General features: G+C 61.5%; 21 protein-coding genes. 13 read left to right on the forward strand and 8 right to left on the reverse strand.

The genetic code is table 11. The features are described 5' to 3' along the window. Positions 1-92: 92 nt before the first annotated feature. A complete protein-coding gene (locus ACP7BS_RS00690) occupies positions 93-1,115 on the forward strand; it encodes a glycosyltransferase (protein ID WP_426235298.1) in 1,023 nt (340 codons plus the stop codon). Here ACP7BS_RS00690 and ACP7BS_RS00695 read toward each other — a convergent pair. After that, complete coding sequence (locus ACP7BS_RS00695) at positions 1,112-2,176, reverse strand: glycosyltransferase family 4 protein (protein ID WP_426236430.1); 1,065 nt, start codon at positions 2,174-2,176, stop codon at positions 1,112-1,114. The genes ACP7BS_RS00690 and ACP7BS_RS00695 overlap by 4 nt on opposite strands. Before the next feature lie 86 nt (positions 2,177-2,262). After that, a complete protein-coding gene (gene greA / locus ACP7BS_RS00700; protein WP_037098620.1) occupies positions 2,263-2,739 on the reverse strand; it encodes a transcription elongation factor GreA in 477 nt (158 codons plus the stop codon). A 249-nt stretch (positions 2,740-2,988) separates the two neighbouring features. On the opposite strand from greA, the gene ACP7BS_RS00705 reads away from it, so the two are divergent. The 3 genes from ACP7BS_RS00705 to ACP7BS_RS00715 are packed head-to-tail and all read left to right on the forward strand — an operon-like array spanning position 2,989 to position 4,654. Continuing rightward, positions 2,989-3,297: a hypothetical protein gene (locus ACP7BS_RS00705; protein WP_426235300.1), complete on the forward strand. Its 309-nt coding sequence runs from the start codon at positions 2,989-2,991 to the stop codon at positions 3,295-3,297. Beyond that, complete coding sequence (locus tag ACP7BS_RS00710; RefSeq protein ID WP_426235302.1) at positions 3,297-3,653, forward strand: hypothetical protein; 357 nt, start codon at positions 3,297-3,299, stop codon at positions 3,651-3,653. The genes ACP7BS_RS00705 and ACP7BS_RS00710 overlap by 1 nt, the downstream gene beginning before the upstream one ends. A 20-nt stretch (positions 3,654-3,673) precedes the next feature. Beyond that, positions 3,674-4,654, forward strand: a complete 981-nt coding sequence (locus ACP7BS_RS00715) for an SDR family oxidoreductase (protein ID WP_426235304.1) — start codon at positions 3,674-3,676, stop codon at positions 4,652-4,654. A 10-nt stretch (positions 4,655-4,664) separates the two neighbouring features. Here ACP7BS_RS00715 and ACP7BS_RS00720 read toward each other — a convergent pair whose 3' ends face one another. Next, positions 4,665-5,282 carry a TetR/AcrR family transcriptional regulator gene (locus ACP7BS_RS00720; protein ID WP_426235306.1) on the reverse strand — a complete coding sequence of 206 codons (618 nt, stop codon included), beginning with the start codon at positions 5,280-5,282 and terminating at the stop codon, positions 4,665-4,667. A gap of 93 nt (positions 5,283-5,375) precedes the next feature. On the opposite strand from ACP7BS_RS00720, the gene ACP7BS_RS00725 reads away from it, so the two are divergent. Together ACP7BS_RS00725 and ACP7BS_RS00730 are read left to right on the forward strand one after the other, a co-directional pair. Beyond that, positions 5,376-5,993 carry an NAD(P)H-dependent oxidoreductase gene (locus tag ACP7BS_RS00725; RefSeq protein WP_426235308.1) on the forward strand — a complete coding sequence of 206 codons (618 nt, stop codon included), beginning with the start codon at positions 5,376-5,378 and terminating at the stop codon, positions 5,991-5,993. A 94-nt stretch (positions 5,994-6,087) separates the two neighbouring features. Further along, positions 6,088-7,560, forward strand: coding sequence for an MFS transporter (locus ACP7BS_RS00730; RefSeq protein WP_426235310.1), 1,473 nt, complete (start codon positions 6,088-6,090; stop codon positions 7,558-7,560). 39 nt (positions 7,561-7,599) lie between these two features. On the opposite strand, the gene ACP7BS_RS00735 is transcribed toward ACP7BS_RS00730, so the two are convergent. The 5 genes from ACP7BS_RS00735 to ACP7BS_RS00755 all read right to left on the reverse strand — a co-directional run bounded on the left by ACP7BS_RS00735 (position 7,600) and on the right by ACP7BS_RS00755 (position 14,911). Then, a complete protein-coding gene (locus tag ACP7BS_RS00735; protein WP_426235311.1) occupies positions 7,600-7,794 on the reverse strand; it encodes a DUF2283 domain-containing protein in 195 nt (64 codons plus the stop codon). Between the two features lie 259 nt (positions 7,795-8,053). Beyond that, a complete protein-coding gene (gene carB, locus ACP7BS_RS00740; RefSeq protein WP_426235313.1) occupies positions 8,054-11,539 on the reverse strand; it encodes a carbamoyl-phosphate synthase large subunit in 3,486 nt (1,161 codons plus the stop codon). Between the two features lie 231 nt (positions 11,540-11,770). Then, positions 11,771-13,180: an adenylate/guanylate cyclase domain-containing protein gene (locus tag ACP7BS_RS00745; RefSeq protein WP_426235315.1), complete on the reverse strand. Its 1,410-nt coding sequence runs from the start codon at positions 13,178-13,180 to the stop codon at positions 11,771-11,773. Between the two features lie 116 nt (positions 13,181-13,296). Continuing rightward, complete coding sequence (locus ACP7BS_RS00750) at positions 13,297-13,755, reverse strand: pyridoxamine 5'-phosphate oxidase family protein (RefSeq protein ID WP_426235317.1); 459 nt, start codon at positions 13,753-13,755, stop codon at positions 13,297-13,299. Between the two features lie 127 nt (positions 13,756-13,882). Then, positions 13,883-14,911, reverse strand: coding sequence for a zinc-dependent alcohol dehydrogenase family protein (locus ACP7BS_RS00755; RefSeq protein ID WP_426235319.1), 1,029 nt, complete (start codon positions 14,909-14,911; stop codon positions 13,883-13,885). Positions 14,912-15,097: 186 nt separating this feature from the next. Here ACP7BS_RS00755 and ypfJ point away from each other — a divergent pair, with 186 nt between their 5' ends. From ypfJ to ACP7BS_RS00790, 7 genes are all read left to right on the forward strand, one after another. Next, entirely contained in the window at positions 15,098-16,039 is a 942-nt protein-coding gene (gene ypfJ, locus ACP7BS_RS00760) for a KPN_02809 family neutral zinc metallopeptidase (protein WP_426227329.1), read from the forward strand. A gap of 176 nt (positions 16,040-16,215) precedes the next feature. Then, the gene (locus ACP7BS_RS00765) at positions 16,216-16,551 is read left to right on the forward strand and encodes a hypothetical protein (protein ID WP_426235321.1); all 336 of its coding nucleotides are present in this window, start codon (positions 16,216-16,218) and stop codon (positions 16,549-16,551) included. 55 nt (positions 16,552-16,606) lie between these two features. After that, the gene (locus tag ACP7BS_RS00770; RefSeq protein WP_426227331.1) at positions 16,607-16,948 is read left to right on the forward strand and encodes a hypothetical protein; all 342 of its coding nucleotides are present in this window, start codon (positions 16,607-16,609) and stop codon (positions 16,946-16,948) included. A gap of 142 nt (positions 16,949-17,090) precedes the next feature. Then, on the forward strand, positions 17,091-17,414 hold the full coding sequence (locus tag ACP7BS_RS00775) for a hypothetical protein (protein WP_426235323.1): 324 nt from the start codon (positions 17,091-17,093) through the stop codon (positions 17,412-17,414). Positions 17,415-17,728: 314 nt separating this feature from the next. Beyond that, positions 17,729-18,985, forward strand: coding sequence for a TCR/Tet family MFS transporter (locus ACP7BS_RS00780; RefSeq protein ID WP_426235325.1), 1,257 nt, complete (start codon positions 17,729-17,731; stop codon positions 18,983-18,985). 171 nt (positions 18,986-19,156) lie between these two features. After that, positions 19,157-20,575, forward strand: a complete 1,419-nt coding sequence (locus ACP7BS_RS00785) for an MATE family efflux transporter (RefSeq protein WP_426235327.1) — start codon at positions 19,157-19,159, stop codon at positions 20,573-20,575. Beyond that, positions 20,572-21,141 carry a GNAT family N-acetyltransferase gene (locus tag ACP7BS_RS00790; protein ID WP_426235329.1) on the forward strand — a complete coding sequence of 190 codons (570 nt, stop codon included), beginning with the start codon at positions 20,572-20,574 and terminating at the stop codon, positions 21,139-21,141. Before ACP7BS_RS00785 ends, ACP7BS_RS00790 begins: the two co-directional genes overlap by 4 nt. Positions 21,142-21,146: the final 5 nt, after the last annotated feature.

Raw genomic sequence — 21,146 nt, forward strand, 5'->3', positions numbered from 1 at the left:
TGGTGCCCCAAGCGTAACATAAAGACGAAATTGCCTGCAGACACGGATTGCGTGTCGCAACGGGCGCGAAACACAATGCGGGATTAACACCAATGCGGGTTCATCAGTATATTTTCGGCAAGGATGGCGGGGCGGAGAAATTCTTTGTCCATCTGGTCGGAGCCTTGGCACGGCGCGGCGTCGAGCAGACCGCCGTCATGCGCTGGAACCGCAGATGGCGCGAGGATGTCGAACCGCATGCGCGGGTGATCCAGAGCAATTTCCGCAATCTTTCGGTCGATCGCCTGCTCTTGCCGATGAAGGTTCTGTCGATGGCGCGGCGCGACAAGGTGGATGCGATCATTTCCTGGTCGACCCGCGGCGCCCGGCTGATGCCCGCCTATAATGGTGCGATCAAACTGTCGCGGCTCGGCGACTATCCGACCCATCTCGGCTATTTCAAGAATACCGACATCCTGGTGTGCAACACGCCCGGCATCGGCGATCACGTGCGCAGGCTCGGCTGGACGCGCGGCGTCGAGGTGATCTCGAACTTCACCGACACGACGCCTGTCGCGCCGATCGACCGCGCCTCCGTCAATACACCCGAAGGCGTACCTGTTGTGATGACCATGGGGCGTTTCGTCCTGCGCAAGCGCTTTCACCTGCTGATCAAGGCCATGGCGGCGGTCCCGGACGCGTTTTTGTGGATCGCAGGCGACGGCGAAGAACGCAGTGCAATCGAGGCGGTCATCCGCGAGCACAAGATGGAAAACCGCGTGCGCCTGCTCGGTTGGCACAAGGACACGCGACCCTTTGTTGCTGCAGCCGATATCTTCGTCATGCCGTCCAGTCATGAGCCGCTGGGCAACGTTATTTTCGAAGCTTGGGCACAGAAAAAGCCGGTCATTTCCTCACGTTCGGAAGGCCCGTCCTGGTTTGTCCGCGACGGTGAAAATGGCCTGCTGGTCGATATCGATGACGTCGCCGGCTACACGCGTGCGATCAACCAGCTGATCGCTCAGCCGCAGCTGGCTGCCAGCATTGCCGAAGCCGGCCGCAGCATGCTGGTCGGCCAGTTCTCCGAAGAGGCCGTGGCCAACGCCTATATCGATCTGTTCAAGCGCAAGCCCTAGTTCGCGGACGACAGAAGTTTTTCGTAGATTTCACCGATTGTTGTTGCTTCGCGTTCGATGCTGAAGCTGGCGATCGCGCGGGAAAGCCCGCGCGCGCCAGCATGCTTTGTCCGTTCCGGATCATCCATGAACAAGGCCGCAGCTTCGGCCATTTCCGTCAGCGACCCGGCAGGGATCAGGATGCCGGTTTCGTCCTTGCCCGTGGCGAGCAGTTCGGAAAATGCCCCGACATCGGTCGCCACGACCGGTACCTGCGTTGCCATCGCCTCTAAGGGGGTAAGGCCAAAGCCTTCCCAGCGCTGGGGTGCGATGAACAGGTCGAGCGCCCGGTACCAGTCGGGAATGTTGGTATGCTCGCCGACAAACAGGATCCGTTCGCCAAGGCCGGCAGCTTTGACCTTTTCCTTCAGTTCCGTCTCGAACGCCTGATGCGCCGGCGTGGCGCGGCCGGCGACGATGGCAATCCAGTCCGGCCGCTGGGGCAGGAGGCCGATCATGCTGTCGACGAAAAGATCGGTGCCCTTTTGATGGCGCACGCGGCCGAAGCAGCCGGCAATTTTCCTGTCTGCGGGAAGGCTGACCGCCGCCTTTGCTGCGGCCTTGTCTCCAGCCGGAAAGAAGCGCTGCGTGTCGATGCCGTGCATGATCGTCGTGCTCGGTACCTCCAGATAGGCGGCGGTGCGATTGCTGGTGGCAATCACGGCATCCATCCGGCTGACGAGGAATTTCGTCCAGCCGGAATGCTTGCGCTGCGAGGCGGAGGTGAAGACGATCTTCAACTTCATCCTCAAGATGTCGCGCATAAAGATCGCCGGCAGCATTTCGATGTTGCGGCGGGCATGCCAGACGCGCAGCGCCCGGTGGTTCGGGCGGCGCCAAAGGCGAAAAAGCGATAAATAGCCGATATGCGGCAGGCTTTCCGGCAGGCCGGGGCCAAGCGTTGCGACCTTCTGGCCAAGCGCCCGCTGCACCGGGATCAGCTGGATGATGGTTGACGTCACGCCGGAAAGGCGGCGCTTGAAATTCGGCGCAATGATCTCGACGTCGCTGATATCTTCCACTTGCCAGCCCTTGTTCGTCATCTAACGGAAAAAGCCCGGAGGCAGCCTTGCGCGCCGTCCGGGCTTTTCAATGCACTTGCCGGGGATCAGCCCCAGTTGATCGCGAGGATTTCGTAGGCTTTCGAGCCGCCAGGCGCAACAACCTCGATCGAATCGCCGACTTCCTTGCCGATCAGCGCGCGGGCGATCGGGGAGGAGATCGAGATGCGGCCCTGCTTCACGTCGGCTTCCTGGTCGCCGACGATCTGGTAGGTCTTGTTCTCTTCGGTGTCCTCGTCGATCAGCTTGACGGTGGCGCCGAACTTGATCTTGGAACCGGACATCTTCGACAGGTCGATGACTTCGGCGCGTGCGACGTAGTCCTCGACTTCGCCGATACGGCCTTCATTGTGGCTCTGGGCTTCCTTGGCCGCATGATATTCGGCGTTTTCCGAAAGGTCGCCATGGGCGCGCGCTTCGGAAATCGCTTCGATGATCCGCGGGCGCTCTTCCTGCTGACGCCAACGCAGCTCTTCCTGCAACTTGGCGAATCCGCTTTGAGTCATCGGTACTTTTTCGACCATTTCACTGTCCTTCATAGTCCATGCGGTGCCCGCTCAGGCAGGCTTCAGCACAAAAGAAAACGGTCACCGGAGCGTTAACTCCGGAACCGTCGGAAACATTTGAACATCGCTTATAGCAGAAAGCGGAGTGCAAAAGCCAGATTAATCGCATGCGGACCTGCGCCGTCAGACGCCGATGCCGCACCGGAAACGGTTCGACGGAACAATTCATGGCAGCGCCCGTTGGTTCCTCAAGACGAGGACGAGACCATGCAGAACCTATCACCCGAACAGCTTGAAGGGCGGCTCAATGCCCATCGAAAGCTCTTGCTCGCCCTGACTGCGTTCCTTGCAGGCGGCGTCGAGGGCAGGGCATTTCTGGAGCGTTTGCGGCGCGATGCCGAAACCGTTTCCGATCACGAGGAAGATCCAGGAGTGGAGCCCAACGGCAATTTTGCAACCCAGCGGATCGCTGACGACGAGATCGAATCGATTGTCGCCGCCGCGCTTTTGCGGGTGCAGGCCGTTGAACGTCAGGAACAGGCGCGCACCGCCACCGCGCCGGAAAGCGAGACTTAATGATGCAGGAAAACCGTCGCCCACAGGACAGACTGAAGCTTTACCGGCTGGTTCCCGTTGCAAAGGCCGGTGACCCCACTTGGGACGGCGCCGAAAATCCGGGTGAGATCATCGTTCGTGCATTCTCGGCGGCCGACGCCCGCGTTGCGGCGGGGGAAGCGGACTGCGATGTTACCCAGATCGATGCATCCCCCACCGACGTCAATGCCAGCCGCGACGCCAGCGCCTTTTGCAACGAGCGGCTCTATGCCGTTGTCGAGATGCTGGACCATCTGGGCATTGCAGCAGCCGGCCCGCGTGGTGTCGTGGAGGGCATCGTTTTGGTTGGCACGGCCAATCCAACGCAGATTTCCTAGAACAATTAAGGAGAGAAACCATGGCCGAACGGCTCGATACAGCCGCCCGCACGGCGGAAAAGCAGCGCGATATCCAAGACGAGGTCGCCAATGCCGATGCCAAGAACAAGGAGAAAAAGCCTTCCAAGCCGAAAGCCATGCAAGCCGGTGCGCGGGTTTATCCGGTGCCGCCGTTTCCCAGACAGCATCAACCCAAGCCGGGTGCCGAACATAAGCTCGACCCCGCACCGCTTTATGAAGCGCCCTATTACAAGGGCTCCGGCAAACTCGAAGGCAAGGTGGCATTGATCACCGGAGGCGACAGCGGCATCGGCCGGGCGGTGGCGGTGCTGTTTGCCCGCGAAGGGGCCGACGTGGCGATCCTTCACCTGGCCGAAGGCAAGGATGCCGACGATACGGTCAAGGCGATCGAGGCCGAAGGGCGCAAGGCCATGACCTTTTCCGGGGACGTAAAAGACCGGGCCTTCTGCCAAAAGGCGGTTGCCGCAGTCGTCGAAGTTTTTGGAAAGCTCGATGTCCTCGTCAACAACGCGGCTTTCCAGGTTCACACCGCTGATCTGCTTGACCTGACGGAAGAGCATTTCGACGAGACGCTGAAGACCAATCTCTACGGCTATTTCTTCATGGCGCAGGCGGCTGTGCCGCACATGAAAGAGGGCAGTGCGATCGTCAATACCGGGTCGGTGACCGGCATTCAGGGCAGCAAGCAGCTGGTCGATTACTCGATGACCAAGGGCGGCATTCATGCCTTTACCAAGGCACTGTCCGGCCAACTCATCGATAAAGGCATCCGCGTCAACGCCGTCGCTCCCGGTCCCGTGTGGACGCCGCTCAATCCTTCCGACAAGGAGGCAGACGATGTCGCCACCTTCGGTGCCGATACGCCGATGAAGCGTCCCGCGCAGCCGGAAGAAATTGCCCCGGCCTACGTTTTCCTGGCATCGCCGCAATGCTCCAGCTACATCACCGGCGAAGTGCTGCCGATCATCGGCGGATATTGAGCGACGCAGGCTATGGTTTGCTGTTGCGGCCAACCATCGACAGAATGGTCTGGTAAAGTTCTCCTTCGGCCTGACCGGCGGTGATGTCGCCGGTCACGGCGGCATAGGACAGGGCTTCGGCGGCCCCGAGCATTCCCCAGAGACCGGCTGACGCGATCGTGCCGGCGCCGGCAAAGGGAGCGAGTGCCGTCCGGCATTTATGTGTGAAGGCCGTCTCATAGTCGCGCTTGATCTTTTCCAGTTCCGGCGAGCCGGCCAAAGCTGCGCTGACGCCGGGAATTTCACGGCCCTGCTGAAGCACGCATTCGATATAGGAGGAGGCAATCACCCCTGCCTTGCCGGCAAGGGTCGGCTCGCTGTCCCCGAGCGCCTTGTCCATCAGCGCCGTCTGGCGCGTGTCGTATTCCCGGTAGAGCACGGCCAGCAATCCCGGCCGCGTATTGAAGTGATCGTAGACGACCGGCTTCGTCACGCCTGCCTGTTCGGCAAGATAACCCAGCGTCAGCGCCTCCGTCCCCTCCGTGCGGACCACCCGCCATGCGACATCCAGCAGTTGCCGAAACCGTTCCTCGCGCGACAGGCGGCGGCGGGTGGACGGGATTTGATCGGTGTTTTCCATGCTTGACATCGCTATATACTAAAAGTAACTTACTAAAAGTAACTTACTAAAAGTATATAGGCTGCGGCTCTCATCCGCAATGGCCAGGCAGGAGTTTTCGACATGCACGCACTCATCGTTGTCGCCCATCCCGATCAGGGTTCACTCACCCATAGCGTCGCGCGGCATCTCGCCGGGGGGATAGCCCAGCCAGGTGAAGCGCATTCCTTCGAAATCGCCGATCTTTCGGCCGAAGGTTTTGATCCCGGTTTCAAGCTAGCCGATCTCGCTACTCACCGCCGGGAGTCGCCCATTCCGTCAGATGTTGCCGCCGAACAGGCACGGATCGATCGGGCCGATGCTCTTGTGCTTGTGTATCCCGTCTACTGGTGGTCGATGCCGGGGCTTCTCAAGGGATGGATCGATCGGGTCTTTTCCAACGGCTGGGCCTATGACGACAGCCAGGGCGGCAAAATCGTCAAGAAGCTGGGTCACCTGAATGTGCATCTCGTGGGTATCGGTGGTGCCGACGCGAGAACCTATGCGCGACGTGGTTACGACGCCGCCATGAAGACCCAGATCGACCACGGTATTTTTGACTATTGTGGCGCACCGGTGGTGGCATCCGAACTCCTGCTCGGATCGGAGGCCGCAGAGGTTTCGGTGCATCTGGAGACCGCGCGCAGTATTGGCCGTGATCTTTTCAGGGCGTCGTCAAGCCAGGTGACAGAGATCGCCTGACGGCGTGAAAAATCGCTGGCGATCGAAAAATAGGGCTTTACCTCAACAGCGCTTGAGGTTGTAACAGTCACGCTTTCTGACTGGAGACGGAAGCATGACGACAGAGAATATCCCTTTCACGGAAGAGCCGTTGAACGGCGCAGCCCCAGGATCGGCAGGGGGCACAGAATTGGCCGGAGGATGGGGCGAGCTGATGCGGCCGCGTTATCTCGTATCGACGATAACGCTCTGCCTCGGCGTCGCCCTGTTCGCCTTCAACGAGTTCTTCATCTCCACGGCCTTGCCGACGGCCGTCGAGGAGCTCGGCGGCGCGTCCCTTCTGTCCTGGGCCTTCACCCTCTATCTGGTGTTTGCGATCATCGGCGGCCTTGTCTCTGCCAATCTCAAGCAGCGGTTCGGCGCCAGGAACACGCTGCTTGCCGCCGCCGTCGTCTTCATCGCCGGCACCATCCTTGCGACCTTCGCCACCGATATGTCCCAAGTCTTGGCCGGACGGCTGCTGCAGGGAGCGGGCGAGGGCGTGGTGGCAGCGCTCTGCTATGCGCTGATCCCCGAGCTTTTCCCCTCGCGTCTTGTGCCGAAAGTGTTTGGCGCCGAAGCGATCGTCTGGGCCATGGCGGCGTTTTCCGGACCGCTGGTTGCGGGTGGATTGACCGAGCATTTCTCCTGGCGCGCCGCCTTCTTCGTCAGCATTCCGGCTGCGGCGATTTTCATCATCCTCGTTCTCGCCATCGTCCCGCGTGGCGTCTCCGGCTCGGAGCAGGCGTCAAGCATTCCTTTCGCGCGCCTGATTGCGGCCGGGGCAGGCATCCTGATGATTTCGCTGTCCGGTATTGCCGGTGGCACCCTGCCGATGGCTGCCCTGCTGACCGGCGCGGCGGTGGTTCTGGTTACCGTCGTTCACCTCGACCGGCGCTCGCCCAATCCAGTCCTGCCAAGGGCGGCCTTTACCGTCCGCAAGGCGCTCGGCACGGGATTGTGGGTGATCCTTTTGATGCCGCTGGCGCAGGCGGCCGGCTCGGTCTTCCTCGTCTACAGCCTGCAGCATCTCTGGCATCTCGGGCCGACCGCAGCCGGTGCGCTCAGCGCCCTCATGGCGATATCCTGGAGCCTGTCTGCCATCGGCGTCGCCAGCCTGCGGTCACTGGCATTGCGCAACCGGATCATGCTGCTTGGCCCGGTGCTGCTGCTGATCGGGCTTGGCGCGGTGGTGATCGCCATCGCTCTAGACATACTGTGGCTGGTGCTGCCGGGACAGGCGATGATCGGCGCCGGCTTCGGCATCTCCTGGGGAACGCTCAGCCAGCTGATGATGGACGTCTCCACCGACGACGAGCGCGACCGCACATCGGCCATGCTGCCAACCCTGCAATCGGGCGGCTACGCGATCGGCGCTGCGGTCTTCGGCCTAGTGGCCAATGTCATGGGGTTTGGCACGGCCGCGTCCGTTGAAACCATGCGCCACGCCATGCTGCTGGTCTTCGGCAGCGGCTGCGTCATCGCCGCCGTGTCGGTCTTCTTCGCGATACGGACGGCCGGGCTGGCGCGTGCCCAGCAAACGGTTTGATTTTGAAGAACGAAAGAGCGGCGCCCTGTCTGGGCGCCGTCAGGCTGCTTCGTTCAACGTCTTTGGTGACAGATGCTGGCGGGCGTCAAGCACTTCCATGCCGACGATATGGCCGTGTGCGTCGTAGTCCAGGACGATGCCGGTGGAAATTTCCTCGCTTTCCAGAATGGTCTCGCTGGAAAAACGGATGTAGGCCGCGTTTGCCGCCGCATCATATTCGATCACGGGTTTCATGCTGGCTTGCTGGCTCCACGGTCGAGAAATGCCGATATTATACGGATTTCAAAGTCGTCTTCAACGCAAGCAACGCGCATAATTCGTCCCTCGCGCTGAGCGACCACGCCGAAACGTCGTTCCACCGCCGGATCTCCCGGATCCGGCGCCGTCCAAAGGGGAGCGAGTGCGACAGTTTCCACCATCCTGCATCAAGCCCACGCTCCCGCATCACTGTCAAAGCATGTGCGGAAAAGTGGATGGGTTTGTGCACCTCGCCTCAGAAATAGCTCTGCAGCGTGCGCACTTCCAGGCTTCCGGCCTTCAAGGCCTTGATCGCCCGGGCGGCCGCTTCGGCACCCGCCATCGTGGTGTAATACGGCACCTTCTGCATCAGCGTCGCGCGGCGCAGCGACTTCGAGTCCGAGATCGCCTTGTTACTGTCCGTCGTGTTGATGACGAGGTGAACCTGCCGGTTGCGGATGGCGTCCTCGATATGCGGACGGCCTTCCTGGACCTTGTTGATCTTGGTGGCGGTGATGCCGTTTTCGCCGAGGAAGCGGGCCGTGCCGCCGGTCGCCAGCACCTTGAAACCGATTTCGGTCAGGTGACGGATGGCGGGCAGGACGCGTTCCTTGTCCTCGTCGCGCACCGACACGAACACCGTGCCTTCGCGCGGCAGATCGACGCCGGCGCCGAGCTGTGCCTTGGCGAAGGCCAGCGCGAAATCTGTGTCGAGGCCGATGACTTCGCCGGTCGAGCGCATTTCCGGGCCCAGCAGGATGTCGACGCCGGGGAAGCGGGCGAACGGGAACACGGCTTCCTTGACGGCGATATGGTTCAGCTTGCGCGGATCCGGCTTCTTGCCATAGGCGGCAATCGCGTCGTCGAGCTTTTCGCCGGCCATGATGCGGGCGGCGATCTTGGCGATCGGCGCGCCGATGGTTTTTGCCACGAACGGCACCGTGCGCGAGGCGCGCGGATTGACTTCGAGCACGTAGATCGTGCCGTCCTTGATGGCGAACTGCACGTTCATCAGGCCGCCGACCTTCAAGGCCTTGGCCATCGCCTTGGTCTGGCGCTCCAGTTCATCGACGATCTCGTCCGACAGCGTGTAGACCGGCAGCGAGCAGGCGCTATCGCCCGAGTGAATGCCGGCTTCCTCGATATGCTCCATGATGCCCGAGACGAAGACCGTCTCGCCATCCGACAGCGCATCGACGTCGACCTCGACCGCATTGGTCAGGTAGCTGTCGAACAGCAGCGGGTTCTTGCCGAGCAGGGTATTGATCTGGCCGGTCTTGTCATTCGGGTAGCGCTGCTTGATGTCTTCCGGCACGAGGCCCGGAACGGTGTCGAGCAGGTAGGTCTGCAGCATCGATTCCGAATGGATGATCTGCATGGCGCGGCCACCCAGAACATAGGACGGGCGCACGACCAGCGGGAAGCCGATTTCGCTTGCCACGAGGCGGGCCTGCTCGACCGAGTAGGCGATGCCGTTGTTCGGCTGGTTGAGGTCGAGCTTCATCAGAAGCTTCTGGAACCGGTCGCGGTCCTCGGCCAGATCGATCATGTCCGGCGCTGTGCCGAGAATCGGGATGCCGTTCTTTTCCAGCGCTTCGGCAAGCTTCAGCGGCGTCTGGCCGCCGAACTGGACGATGACGCCGTGCAGCACGCCGTTTTCCTGTTCGGCCCGCAGGATTTCGATCACGTCTTCGGCCGTCAGCGGCTCGAAATACAGCCGGTCGGAGGTGTCGTAGTCGGTCGATACTGTTTCCGGGTTGCAGTTGATCATGATCGCTTCGTAGCCGGCATCCTTCAGCGCGAAGGCGGCATGGCAGCAGCAATAGTCGAACTCGATGCCCTGGCCGATGCGGTTCGGACCGCCGCCGAGGATGACGACCTTCTTGCGGTCGGAAATCTGCGCTTCTGAGCGCGCTTGCCCATCAAACGGCGTCTCGTAGGTCGAGTACATGTAGGCGGTCGGCGAGGCGAATTCGGCAGCGCAGGTATCGATGCGCTTGTAGACCGGGCGAACGTTCAGCCGGTTGCGCAGCTCGGCAACTTCCTTCGGGCGGCTCTTGGAGAGCGTCGCGAGCCGTGCGTCGGAAAAGCCCATGGCCTTCAGCATGCGCAGGTTTTCGGCGTCATCCGGCAGGCCGTGCTCGCGCACCCGGGCTTCCATGTCGACGATCGCCTTGAACTGGGCGATGAACCACGGATCGATCTTCGAGCCGTCGTGAACATCTGCTTCCGACATGCCCATGCGCAGCGCCTGGGCAACCATGCGCAGCCGGTCCGGCGTCGGCGTGCCGATGGCAGCGCGGATGGCGTTGTGGTTGTCGCCGGTTTCCTCGAGGCCGGGGATTTCGATCTCGTCGAGACCGGTGAGGCCGGTTTCGAGGCCGCGCAGCGCCTTCTGCAGCGATTCGGCAAAGGTGCGGCCGATCGCCATGACTTCGCCGACGGATTTCATCGCCGTCGTCAGCGTCGTGCCGGCGCCGGGGAATTTTTCAAAGGCAAAGCGCGGGATCTTGGTGACGACATAATCGATCGACGGTTCGAACGAGGCAGGCGTCGCACCGCCGGTAATGTCGTTGTCGAGTTCGTCGAGCGTGTAACCGACCGCGAGCTTGGCGGCGATCTTGGCGATCGGGAAGCCGGTGGCCTTCGACGCGAGAGCAGACGAGCGCGACACGCGCGGGTTCATCTCGATGACGACCAAGCGGCCGTCCTTCGGGTTGACGGCGAACTGCACGTTCGAGCCGCCGGTTTCGACGCCGATCTCGCGCAGGACCGCGATCGAGGCGTTGCGCATGATCTGGTATTCTTTGTCAGTCAGCGTCAGGGCAGGGGCAACCGTGATCGAGTCACCGGTGTGCACGCCCATCGGGTCGATGTTTTCGATCGAGCAGATGATGATGCAGTTGTCCGCCGTGTCGCGGACCACTTCCATCTCGTATTCCTTCCAGCCGAGCACCGATTCTTCGATCAGCACTTCGGTGGTCGGCGAGGCGTCGAGGCCGGAACCGATGATCTCGAAGAATTCCGAGCGGTTATAGGCAATGCCGCCGCCGGTGCCGCCCATGGTGAAGGACGGTCGGATGATGGCCGGCAAACCAATGGTGTCGAGCGCCTGGGCGCCGATCGCCATGGCATGGCTCATGTAGCGCTGCTTGCGGTCGGTCTCGCCGAGGTTCCAGGTGTTTTCCAGATCGTCGAGCGCCTTGTCGAGGTCGGCGCCGGAAAGCTGAGCCTTCAGCTTGTCGCGCTCAGTGACATGCAGCTTGCGATCGACATCCTTGATCTCGGTGGCATTGGCCAGCAGCGATTTTGGAGTTTCCAGCCCGATGCGGGACATCGCTTCGCGAAACAGCGCGCGGTCTTCGGCCATGTCGATGGCTTCGGGCTTGGCGCCAATCATCTCGACATTGTAGCGGTCGAGAACGCCCATGCGCTTCAGGGACAATGCCGTGTTCAGCGCGGTCTGGCCGCCCATGGTCGGTAGAAGCGCGTCGGGGCGTTCCTTGGCAATGATCTTGGCGACCACTTCCGGGGTGATCGGCTCGACATAGGTCGCATCCGCCATGTCCGGGTCGGTCATGATGGTGGCCGGATTGGAGTTGACCAGAATGACCCGGTAACCTTCCTCTCGCAGCGCCTTGCAGGCCTGTGTGCCGGAATAGTCGAACTCGCAGGCCTGTCCAATGACGATCGGCCCCGCACCGATGATGAGGATCGATTTGATGTCTTGGCGCTTTGGCATGGTCTCTATCCGCTTTTTCCGGCTGCGCAAAAAACCGGCCAGGGTGGGAGATCACCGGTCGGGGCGCGCAGGCTTGGTCTTTTCAGGCTAGAAGCGGCTTATAGGGAAATGTGGCGCCAAGCGAAACCCCGAAAATGCGGGAATCGACAGGAAAGTTCGCGGTTTTACCTGCCATACCGGGAGTCGAAACGTTCGTTTCGCCGCGAGTTCGCAAGCCGGCAGGCGAATGGCTCACGGAATCGTAAAAATGTCGATCTGGTCGGTAATGCCGCGAAGAGCGACGTTGTGCGATGTCGGTGTCACACCGCGCTGTGTCAGCAGGTGCAAGGCGCGGGAATCCTGAAGGACGGAGCCCGTAGCGAAGATTTCGCGGGACGTGGCGAGATGCTGCGCCCGCGAGGCGATGTTCACGGTCTGGCCGAAATAGTCCTGCCGCTCGTTCAGGCTCACCGCAATGCACGGTCCCTCATGAATGCCGATCTTCAAGAGCAGATCCTCGTTGCCGTGCTCTTCGTTCAGTGTGCGCATAGCATCGCGCATTTGCATCGCAGCGGCCACGGCCCGGTCCGGGGTCGGGAAGGTGGCCATCACGGCATCGCCGATCGTTTTCACGACGGCACCGGCCTCGGCTCCGACGATCTCGTTCAGAATGCTGAAATGGGTCTTCACCAGATCGAATGCTGCCAGATCGCCGACGCGTTCGTAAAGCTCGGTCGAGCCACGCAGATCGGTGAAGAGAAAGGTGAGGCTGGTGATCTTCAGCCGCTGATCGACATCGATCGTGTCGGTGCGGTAGATGTCGCGGAACGTCTGGTTGGTGAGCAGGCGTTTGGCGGTCAGGAACGGGCGGCGGCGCCCGAGCAGATCGTGGAGCGCATCGTTTGCCAGGCATACAGACGGCAACGTGCGAACTCCGGTATGATTTTCCACCATGATCCGCACGGGGCCGGGCCGTAGCTCCAGCGTTTCGCGGTGCTGGAATCCGCGGTCGAAAACCAGCGAAAGGCTGGTTCGCTCCCTGGTCGGCTCGCCCTTCACGTCGAGGAATTGCGCCGCATGTGTCACGGGTTCGAAGACCATCACGAACCCCTCCGGCAACTGCAGCGAGATGACGGCCTTTTCGCCCGGTGGCAATTCGAGCGCTTCGAGAATGAACTCGTCGACCTTTGTCTCGTAATCGTCCTCGGGCAGGTCGATCCCCGAACCCCAGTAGATCTGGCGGAAATATTCCAGCGGCGGCAGTTCGTGGGGATTATGGGCTTCGATATGGCGCACGCGCGGATTGACCGTGAAGGTCACTTCGACCATTTCGTCCAGTGTCGGTTCATAGCCGGCGGCACAGAGCGCACAGATATATTCGTCGCTCTGCACCGTCTTCAGCGAGGTGTTGGCATCCAGCACGCCTCCACATCCGGGACAAAGGACGTTCCACGACATCTCGAACAGTCCAAGCCGCGAGGCATGCAGGAACCCGTTGATCGCCTGTTCCTCGTCAAATCCCTCTCGGGCGGCGAACGCCAGCGCGTTCACCCGGCCGAGCTGGCGGTCCGGCGCGTCATGGACGAGCCGCTCGATGGCATCGACGATATCCGGCTTTGCCGATTGGCGCAGCGCCGCAAACAGGGGCTGGGTTTGGCTCATTCGCGCAGTTTACACCCAAATCCGGCTGGCTGACAGCAGCTCGCTGTTTTTCTCTCGCGCTCCGTCCACATCACGCGCCGGGCGCTGGCAGCTTTGAGCGGGCGCCTTCGTCCGGGTCAGTTCCCGCCGGCGACGGACTGCCGGCCGGTGACGCTGTCGATATGAATGGCAAAGAAAACCGGCGTGGTGTTTCTCGCCTCGGCTGCAGCCGCGCCAGGCTTCCAGGAGCCGGGCTCCCACCAATTGCTGCGCTTTTCCAGCAGCGACCAGGCGTGGAGCCGCTCGTTGTGCCATTGCTCGTCGTCCGGGAATTCCTCATAGCGTCCCTCGACGACGACGCTTCGCCAAGCCTCGTTGTCCTTGATTTCGCCTACCTGAATGCAGACCAGCGGGTTGGCCCGCAGCCAGTCTATTTTCTGCCCCGGCATCGAAAAGCCGTAGAGGCTCGGCGATTCGAATGCGTACTGGATCGGCACCACGTACGGGCGATTGTCCTTGGCGCAGGCAAGATGGGCAATGTGGCCCCGCGAGAGGACGTCAACGCAGTCGTCGCTGGTCATCTCTTTCAAGATCATCGGATAAATTCCTTCCGGACATCGATTGCCCATCGGCAATTGTAGCACGGTTCGCAGCCCGGTTTTTCGAAATCCGGCCCAACAGGGCGAACTGTCGCAGTCAGACGGGCCAATCGTCCCTCAGGCCTTAACCGGCTGTTGCCATCACCAGCACCTTGACCTCTCCAGCGGCCGGTGGATTGCGGATCACCTCCGGTGCTTCCGAAAGCGTGATTGTCCGAGAGATCAGCTTTTCCACATTGATTACGCCGGAGGCGACCAGATCGGCGGCGCGGCGGTGGGTGAAGGGATTGATGAAGGAGCCGAGCACGCGCAGCTCTCGAAAGAGAATGTCGAACGGCTCGATCCGGACGGTCTCTCCCTGCGCCATCACGCCGAGAATGACGACGGTGCCGCCAGCCTTGGCAAGCCGCGTCGATTGCTCGACCGTTTCGGCGACGCCGGCGCATTCGATCACCACATCGGCACCGCCCGGAACGAGTCCGTCCGGTCCGGCGATCTGCGCAAGAATGTCGCCGTTGGATGGATCGACGCTGGCGGTCGCCCCCAGTTCCTCGGCCAGTTTTCGTTTGGATTCCTGCCGGGTGGAGAGAATGACCGTGGTTGCACCGGCCAGCCGTGCCAGTTGCACCGTCAGCAGGCCGATGACGCCGCCACCGAGCACGACGACGGAGGAGCCAGCCTTGATCCGGGCGATGTCGATGCCGTGCAGGCAGCAGGCCAGCGGTTCGCAGAAGGCGCCGTGCGCTGCGGGCATGTCGAGCGGGATCTCGAAGGCCTGCTTCTGCGGCACGATGACATAATCGGCAAAGCCGCCATCGCGGCTGATGCCGATGGCCTTCAGGTTGCGGCAGAGATTGATCCGGCCAGCCTGGCATTGCGGGCAGCGGCCGCAGGAAATATTCGGGTCGCCGGTGATGCGGGCACCCAGTTTGAAGCCTTTCACGTCCGTGCCCACAGCCTCGACGATGCCGCAGAATTCGTGGCCGAGGGTGACGGGCGGCGTCGAGGGAAACTCGCCGTGCAGGAGGTGGCGGTCGGTGCCGCAGATGCCGCAGGCCTCGACGCGTACCAGCAGGTCGTCAGGCCCGGGAACCGGCGTCTCGATCTCGCGCACGAAAAGTTTGCCGATCGATTCCAGACGCATGGCTTTCATAGGCTCGTTCCTCCCAAAACAATGAGGGACATTGTGACACGCCCCGTCGCCGGCTGCCAACGGCCGGGTTGAATTTTTACGCGTGAAAAACTTTGTCGTTTTGGTCTTGTACAAAATCCCGTCTGGCGCGTTATATGGTCTTGAAATGCTTGATAGCCGCAGCGGCTGAGACGAGGAGACCAAATCATGGAATGGAAGGGCCGGCGCCAATCGGGCAATGTCGAGGACGAGCGCGGAGCGGGTCCGGTGCGAGGCGGCATGGGCGGCAATCCGTTCGGCCGGGGTGGCGGTTTCCGTCTTCCCACCGGCGGCGGCGGTCGCGGCGGCGGCATGAGCATCGGCACGATCATCTTCCTCGTCGTAATATATTTCGGCCTCAAGATGGTCGGCATCGATCTCTTGCAGGTGCTCGATGGCGGCCAGTCGACGGGGCCGTCCGGCTATGAGCAGACCCAGTCACCGTCGCAGTCGCCACAGGGCACGGCGCAGGAGGAGGAAACCAAGGCGTTCGTCTCCACCGTGCTGGCCGAGACCGAAGACACCTGGAACGGCATCTTCCAGGCGAGCGGTGAAACCTATGTCGAGCCGAAGCTGGTGCTTTTCCGCGACGGCATCAATTCGGCCTGCGGCTCGGCTTCGTCCGCCAGCGGCCCGTTCTATTGCCCGGGCGACCAGAAGGTCTATCTCGACATGGCCTTCTTCGATGAGCTGGCCCAGAAATTCGGCGCGTCCGGCGATTTCGCCGAGGCCTATGTCATTGCGCACGAGGTTGGCCACCACGTCCAGAACCTGCTCGGCATCCTGCCGAAAGTGAATGCCCAGCGCCAGCGCATGAGCGAAGCCGATTCCAACCAGATGTCGATCCGGGTGGAACTGCAGGCGGATTGCTTTGCCGGCATCTGGGGCAAGTATACCGAGCAGAAAGGCATTCTGGAGAAGGGCGACCTTGAAGAGGCGCTGAACGCCGCCACCCAGATCGGCGACGATACGCTGCAGAAGCGCACCCAGGGCTATGTCGTGCCCGAAAGCTTCAACCACGGCACCTCGGCGCAGCGCGCGACCTGGTTCAAGCGCGGCTTCGACAGCGGCAAGCTGTCTGCCTGCGATACGTTCAACAGCAATATCTGAGCAGACGGCGGCGCGTTCGCTTGCGGACGCGCCGCTGCTTCATGACCGGCGCGAAAAAGTTCGTCCGTCTTGATGTCGCCGTTCGCAAAAGGAATGGGACAACCTATATCTCTCCTATCGGGACGGAAGCTGGCGAAAAGCCGGATCTGCCGGACGACCAGTGAAGGAGAACAAGTATGCGGAAGATCATCCCCCTGACATTTGCGGCAGCAGCGCTCGCCCTATCGGCCGTGCCGCCTGCATCTGCGGCCGAAACGGTCGGCACCATTCTGTTCGGTCATCCCATGGAACCCGGCATAGCCGTCATCATGATCAAGTCCGGCGATCGCGGCGGCGATCGCGCACCGATCATATACCGCGATCCGTCGGCAGAGACGCGGGCGCGGGCGCAGGCGGAAATTGCCGCCAATCCGGTCATCAAGGCCTCTCTGGAGCGCCGCAATATCCGGCCGCACAACGTCCTTGCCATTCAAACGGCGCTGGATGGCAGCAAGATCATTTATGCCAGATGACATCAGCATGTTGCGGCGAAGACGTTGCAACGGTGTTTCCTGAAGGAGAAAGACAGTGAAGAAGATCGTCATGTTTGTTCTCGCCGCAGCCCTGCTGGCTCCGCTTGGCGCCGGGCTGGCGACGGGAACCGCCCATGCGCAGACGGCCCGCCAGGCCGCCAATACCAATCCTCGGGTCACGGTGATCATCATCCGCGATTATATCGGCCCGGACGACTTTCAGCAGGTACCGCGAACTTATCGCTATCCGTCGGCGCAGACCTATGCCAAGGGGCAGGAGGAAATCCGCAACACGCCCAACATCCGCGCCGCCCTGCAGCGGCGGGGCATTCCGGCACGCAATGTCAACGGCGTCCAGACCGCCTTCAACGGCGGCAAGATCGTCTATGTGAAGTGATCGGGAACGGCGTCCGGTTGCATCAAACAGCTTGGCACGGGTGAAACTATCGCATGGTCCCGCCCGTTATTCGTTGCGTCACCGAGATGTAACCGCCTGGCGCTTGCACCAAACGGGCACCGGCCTTTTTGAGGAAGAAACAATGCGCAAACTCATCATGCTCGCGTTTGCCGTCCTGATCGGGACCATGTCGCTTGGCAGCGTCGCCAGCGCCCGGGACGCGCGTTCCGGAACGGTCAGCATCACCGTCATCATCATCAAGGATGAGGTCGATGACGACGACCAGACGCAGCAGGTGCCCCGGGCCTATCGCTACCCCTCGCCACAGACCATCGCGAAAGCCCAGGACGAAATCCGGTCGGATGCCTATTTGCGCGTTTTCCTGCAAAAAAAACGCGTCCAGCTGCGCAACGTCGTCGGCATCCAGACGGCGTTCAATGGTGGCAAGATCGTTTACGTGCGGTAGGCGCCGCGTGTGGAAGAGCTTCCCATGTGACACAGGGCCTTCGTGTTTGTCAGCAAGCGATTAGCCCAGAACGATCAGCCTTTTCCCGCCGGCGGATGCTGAGCACCGCGCTGGTCGGGCAAGTCGTTTGTCTCCTGTCTGAAGAACCGGTCGCGGTGTGAGCCTGCCCATGTCATCAATGTTCCCGAGGCAATCATCACGAACTTTGAAATGTTCACGTATTGTTTCCGTAAAAATTTTCCGATACAGACGATTTGCCCGTCATGTTCGCGTTCTGTATCCGCAGTGCCGCCGGATGCCAGTGAGGTTGTTCGATGATCGATCCGAAGTCAGCGCGGCGCGGCCTGTTCCTGGTTTTCCTCATCCTGTTCCTCGATATCATGGGCATCGCCATCATCGTACCGGTGCTGCCTGCCTATCTGAAGGAACTGACCGGCGATACGATCAGCGAGGCGGCTGTGGATGGCGGCTGGCTGCTGCTGGTCTATTCAGGCATGCAGTTCCTCTTCGCGCCGCTGATCGGCAATCTGTCGGACCGTTTCGGCCGCAGGCCGATCCTGCTCGCCTCTGTGCTGACCTTTGCGCTCGACAACCTGATCTGTGCGCTTGCGGCAACCTATTGGATGCTGTTCGTCGGCCGGGTCCTGGCCGGCATCAGCGGTGCCAGCTTTTCCACCGCCGCCGCCTATATTGCCGATGTCAGCGATGACACCAATCGTGCGAAGAATTTTGGGCTGATCGGCATCGCCTTCGGCACCGGCTTCGCGCTCGGTCCTGTCCTTGGTGGGCTGCTCGGCGAATTCGGCCCGCGCATTCCCTTCTATGGGGCCGCCGCCCTGTCCTTCGTCAATTTTGTGCTGGCCTGGTTTCTGCTGCCCGAAACGCTGGAAAGCCATAACCGCCGCCGTTTCGAATGGAAGCGCGCCAATCCACTCGGAGCGATAAAGCAGATGCGCAATTATCCCGGCATCGGCTGGGTGCTGCTCGTCTTCTTCCTGTTCTGGCAGGCGCATGCGGTCTATCCCGCAGTCTGGTCGTTCGTCGCCTCCTATCGCTACGATTGGAGCGAGGGGCAGATCGGCCTGTCGCTCGGTATCTTCGGGATTTGCGGTGCGCTCGTCATGGGTTTTGTCCTGCCAAAAGCCATTCCGCTTCTGGGCGAATGGAAGGCAGGCGCGGTCGGGCTGATTTTCACCGGGCTCGGCCTTGCCGGTTATGCCTTCGCCTTTCAGGGCTGGATGATCTATGCCGTCATCATCGTTACGTGCCTCGAAGCGCTGGCTGATCCGCCCTTGCGCAGCATCGCCTCGGCCAGGGTGCCGCCGTCGGCGCAGGGCGAGTTGCAGGGGGCCTTGTCGAGCATTTCCAGCTTCACGACGATCCTCGGTCCGCTGATGTTCGCACAGATCTTCAGCATCTTCACCGCGCCATCGGCACCCATCATGTTTGCCGGCGCGCCCTATCTTCTCGGCGCCATTTTTGTCGTGCTGGCGGTGACCATCTACCTTCTGAAGGTTCGCCCGATAGCCCCGGCAGCGGAAACCGACGCCGGCGTGGTGCAGGCGTCCTGAACCGGCCCTTGTTGCCGGCGCCTGGAAAACGATCAAATCTTGTGATGTTTGGATGAAAAAATGAGCACTTTCGCCGTTCTGGCTGGTGCTTTTCAAGCGGTTGTTCTATTTCCCAATCTTCCGTCTTGCGGCCCATACCGTTTGCGACGAAGCCAAAGGCCTATCCTCACCATGCTGACTTCACCCCCAGTCGATACGGGCGTCCGCACCGATAATTCCTGGTCGGCGCATTATCGCGCCACCATCGCGCTTGGCGTGCCCTTTGTCGGCGCCCAGCTGGCGCAGTTCGCCATTCATGCCACCGACGTGCTGATGGTCGGCCGTCTCGGCACGACCGAGCTTGCGGCGATGGTACTGGCAGCCCAGATGTTCTTCACCATCTTCATTTTCGGGTCGGGCTTTGCCAATGCCGTCGTGCCGATCGTGGCGCAGGCCGAAGGCCGGGGCGACCGCGTCGCCGTGCGCCGTGCCGTGCGCATGGGCATGTGGGCGGTGCTTGGCTACGGCGTCGTCATGGCGCCGGTGCTGTGGCAGGCCGAGCACGTGCTGTTGCTGCTGGGGCAGAAGCCGGAAGTCGCAGCCCTTGCCGGAAGCTATCTGCACATCGCGCTCTGGGGCATGTTCCCGGCGCTGCTGTTCATGGTTCTGCGCGGTTTCTTGAGCTCGCTCGAGCGCGCCGGTATCATCCTCTACGTGACGATCATCGTGCTGCTGACCAATGCCGTTCTTTGCTACATCTTCATCTACGGTCATTTTGGCGCGCCGGCCCTTGGCATCGTTGGTGCCGGTATTTCGGCGCTCATCGTCAATACGCTGAGCTTCGTGCTGCTCTACATCTATATCCAGGCGTTGCCGCAGACCCGTTCCTACGAGATTTTCGTGCGTTTCTGGCGGCCCGATTGGCCGGTGCTCAAGGACGTCGTCAAGCTCGGCCTGCCGATCGCCGTCACCATCCTTGCCGAAGTCAGCCTGTTCACCGTCGCCTCGCTGTTGATGGGCATGATCGGCACCGTCGAGCTTGCCGCCCATGGCATTGCGCTGCAGTTCGCTTCCGTCGCCTTCATGGTGCCGCTCGGGCTGGCGCAGGTCGCGACCGTGCGCATCGGTCTTGCCCACGGCCGCCGGGATGCCGAGGGCATCAAGCGGGCGGCGATCGCCGTTTTCGTCGTCGGCTGCGGCTTCGCGCTGATCGGCAGCGTCGTTTTCGCGGTGTTTTCGCATGAACTGGCAGCGATGTATCTGGATATCAACCGGCCGGATGCGGCCCAGGTCCTGGCCTTTGCCGGTCCGCTGATCGTCATTGCCGGTGCGTTCCAGCTGGTCGATGGCGTGCAGGCGCTGGCCGCCGGCATGCTGCGCGGCCTGAAGGATACCACCGTGCCGATGCTTCTGGCGCTGGTCTCCTATTGGGCGATCGGCTTCGTCGCCGCCTATCTGCTCGCCTTCCACTTCGGCTTCGGTGGTGTCGGCGTCTGGTACGGTTTCGTGCTCGGCCTTGCCGCCGCCAGCGTCTCGCTCACCTGGCGCTTCTTCATCTTCCTGAAACGGGAGCGGAAGCTTTTGGCCTTGCCACCCGGAACTGTTTTATGACCCGCTCCATGCCGGAAAACGCTTTGAACTTTCAGCCGGAATTGAGGGGAGAAACGCTTCTTCTGCGCCCCTTGAAGCCCGAGGATTTCGACGGGCTCTATGCGGCCGGCAGCGATCCGGCCGTTTGGGCCGGGCATCCGGCCAGGGAACGCTACAAGCCGGAGGTCTTCCGCCAGTATTTCGATGCCCAGATGGCGAGCAAGAGCACGCTGGTCTTCATCGACCGGGCTACCGGGAAGCTGATCGGCTGCTCGCGCTATTACGTGGCGCCGGACCAGCCGCAGGCCGTCTCGATCGGTTTCACCTTCCTCAACAATGCCTATTGGGGCGGGGCAACCAATTTCGAGATCAAGCGCCTGATGCTCGACCATGCCTTCCTGAGCGTCGACGATGTCTGGTTCCATATCGACCCGACAAACATCCGATCGCAAAAGGCGACTGCCAAACTCGGCGCGGTGCATGCCTATGATGCGGTGCTGGATATTTCCGGTTCTCCGCTCAACTGGATGTGCTTCCGGCTGACCCGCGATGCCTGGGCCGAGGTAAAGTCCGCGCAGGGGCACTGAGGCTT

Source organism: Pararhizobium sp. DWP1-1-3 (assembly GCF_049896125.1).
In the GTDB taxonomy this organism is placed as follows: domain Bacteria; phylum Pseudomonadota; class Alphaproteobacteria; order Rhizobiales; family Rhizobiaceae; genus Pararhizobium.

Coding starts and splice junctions, on each gene's coding strand:
- ACP7BS_RS00690 (WP_426235298.1), top strand. CDS start 93: ATGCGGGTTCATCAGTATATTTTCGGCAAGGATGGCGGGGCGGAGAAA.
- greA (WP_037098620.1), bottom strand. CDS start 2,739: ATGGTCGAAAAAGTACCGATGACTCAAAGCGGATTCGCCAAGTTGCAG.
- ACP7BS_RS00705 (WP_426235300.1), top strand. CDS start 2,989: ATGCAGAACCTATCACCCGAACAGCTTGAAGGGCGGCTCAATGCCCAT.
- ACP7BS_RS00710 (WP_426235302.1), top strand. CDS start 3,297: ATGATGCAGGAAAACCGTCGCCCACAGGACAGACTGAAGCTTTACCGG.
- ACP7BS_RS00715 (WP_426235304.1), top strand. CDS start 3,674: ATGGCCGAACGGCTCGATACAGCCGCCCGCACGGCGGAAAAGCAGCGC.
- ACP7BS_RS00720 (WP_426235306.1), bottom strand. CDS start 5,282: ATGTCAAGCATGGAAAACACCGATCAAATCCCGTCCACCCGCCGCCGC.
- ACP7BS_RS00725 (WP_426235308.1), top strand. CDS start 5,376: ATGCACGCACTCATCGTTGTCGCCCATCCCGATCAGGGTTCACTCACC.
- ACP7BS_RS00730 (WP_426235310.1), top strand. CDS start 6,088: ATGACGACAGAGAATATCCCTTTCACGGAAGAGCCGTTGAACGGCGCA.
- ACP7BS_RS00735 (WP_426235311.1), bottom strand. CDS start 7,794: ATGAAACCCGTGATCGAATATGATGCGGCGGCAAACGCGGCCTACATC.
- carB (WP_426235313.1), bottom strand. CDS start 11,539: ATGCCAAAGCGCCAAGACATCAAATCGATCCTCATCATCGGTGCGGGG.
- ACP7BS_RS00745 (WP_426235315.1), bottom strand. CDS start 13,180: ATGAGCCAAACCCAGCCCCTGTTTGCGGCGCTGCGCCAATCGGCAAAG.
- ACP7BS_RS00750 (WP_426235317.1), bottom strand. CDS start 13,755: ATGATCTTGAAAGAGATGACCAGCGACGACTGCGTTGACGTCCTCTCG.
- ACP7BS_RS00755 (WP_426235319.1), bottom strand. CDS start 14,911: ATGAAAGCCATGCGTCTGGAATCGATCGGCAAACTTTTCGTGCGCGAG.
- ypfJ (WP_426227329.1), top strand. CDS start 15,098: ATGGAATGGAAGGGCCGGCGCCAATCGGGCAATGTCGAGGACGAGCGC.
- ACP7BS_RS00765 (WP_426235321.1), top strand. CDS start 16,216: ATGCGGAAGATCATCCCCCTGACATTTGCGGCAGCAGCGCTCGCCCTA.
- ACP7BS_RS00775 (WP_426235323.1), top strand. CDS start 17,091: ATGCGCAAACTCATCATGCTCGCGTTTGCCGTCCTGATCGGGACCATG.
- ACP7BS_RS00780 (WP_426235325.1), top strand. CDS start 17,729: ATGATCGATCCGAAGTCAGCGCGGCGCGGCCTGTTCCTGGTTTTCCTC.
- ACP7BS_RS00785 (WP_426235327.1), top strand. CDS start 19,157: ATGCTGACTTCACCCCCAGTCGATACGGGCGTCCGCACCGATAATTCC.
- ACP7BS_RS00790 (WP_426235329.1), top strand. CDS start 20,572: ATGACCCGCTCCATGCCGGAAAACGCTTTGAACTTTCAGCCGGAATTG.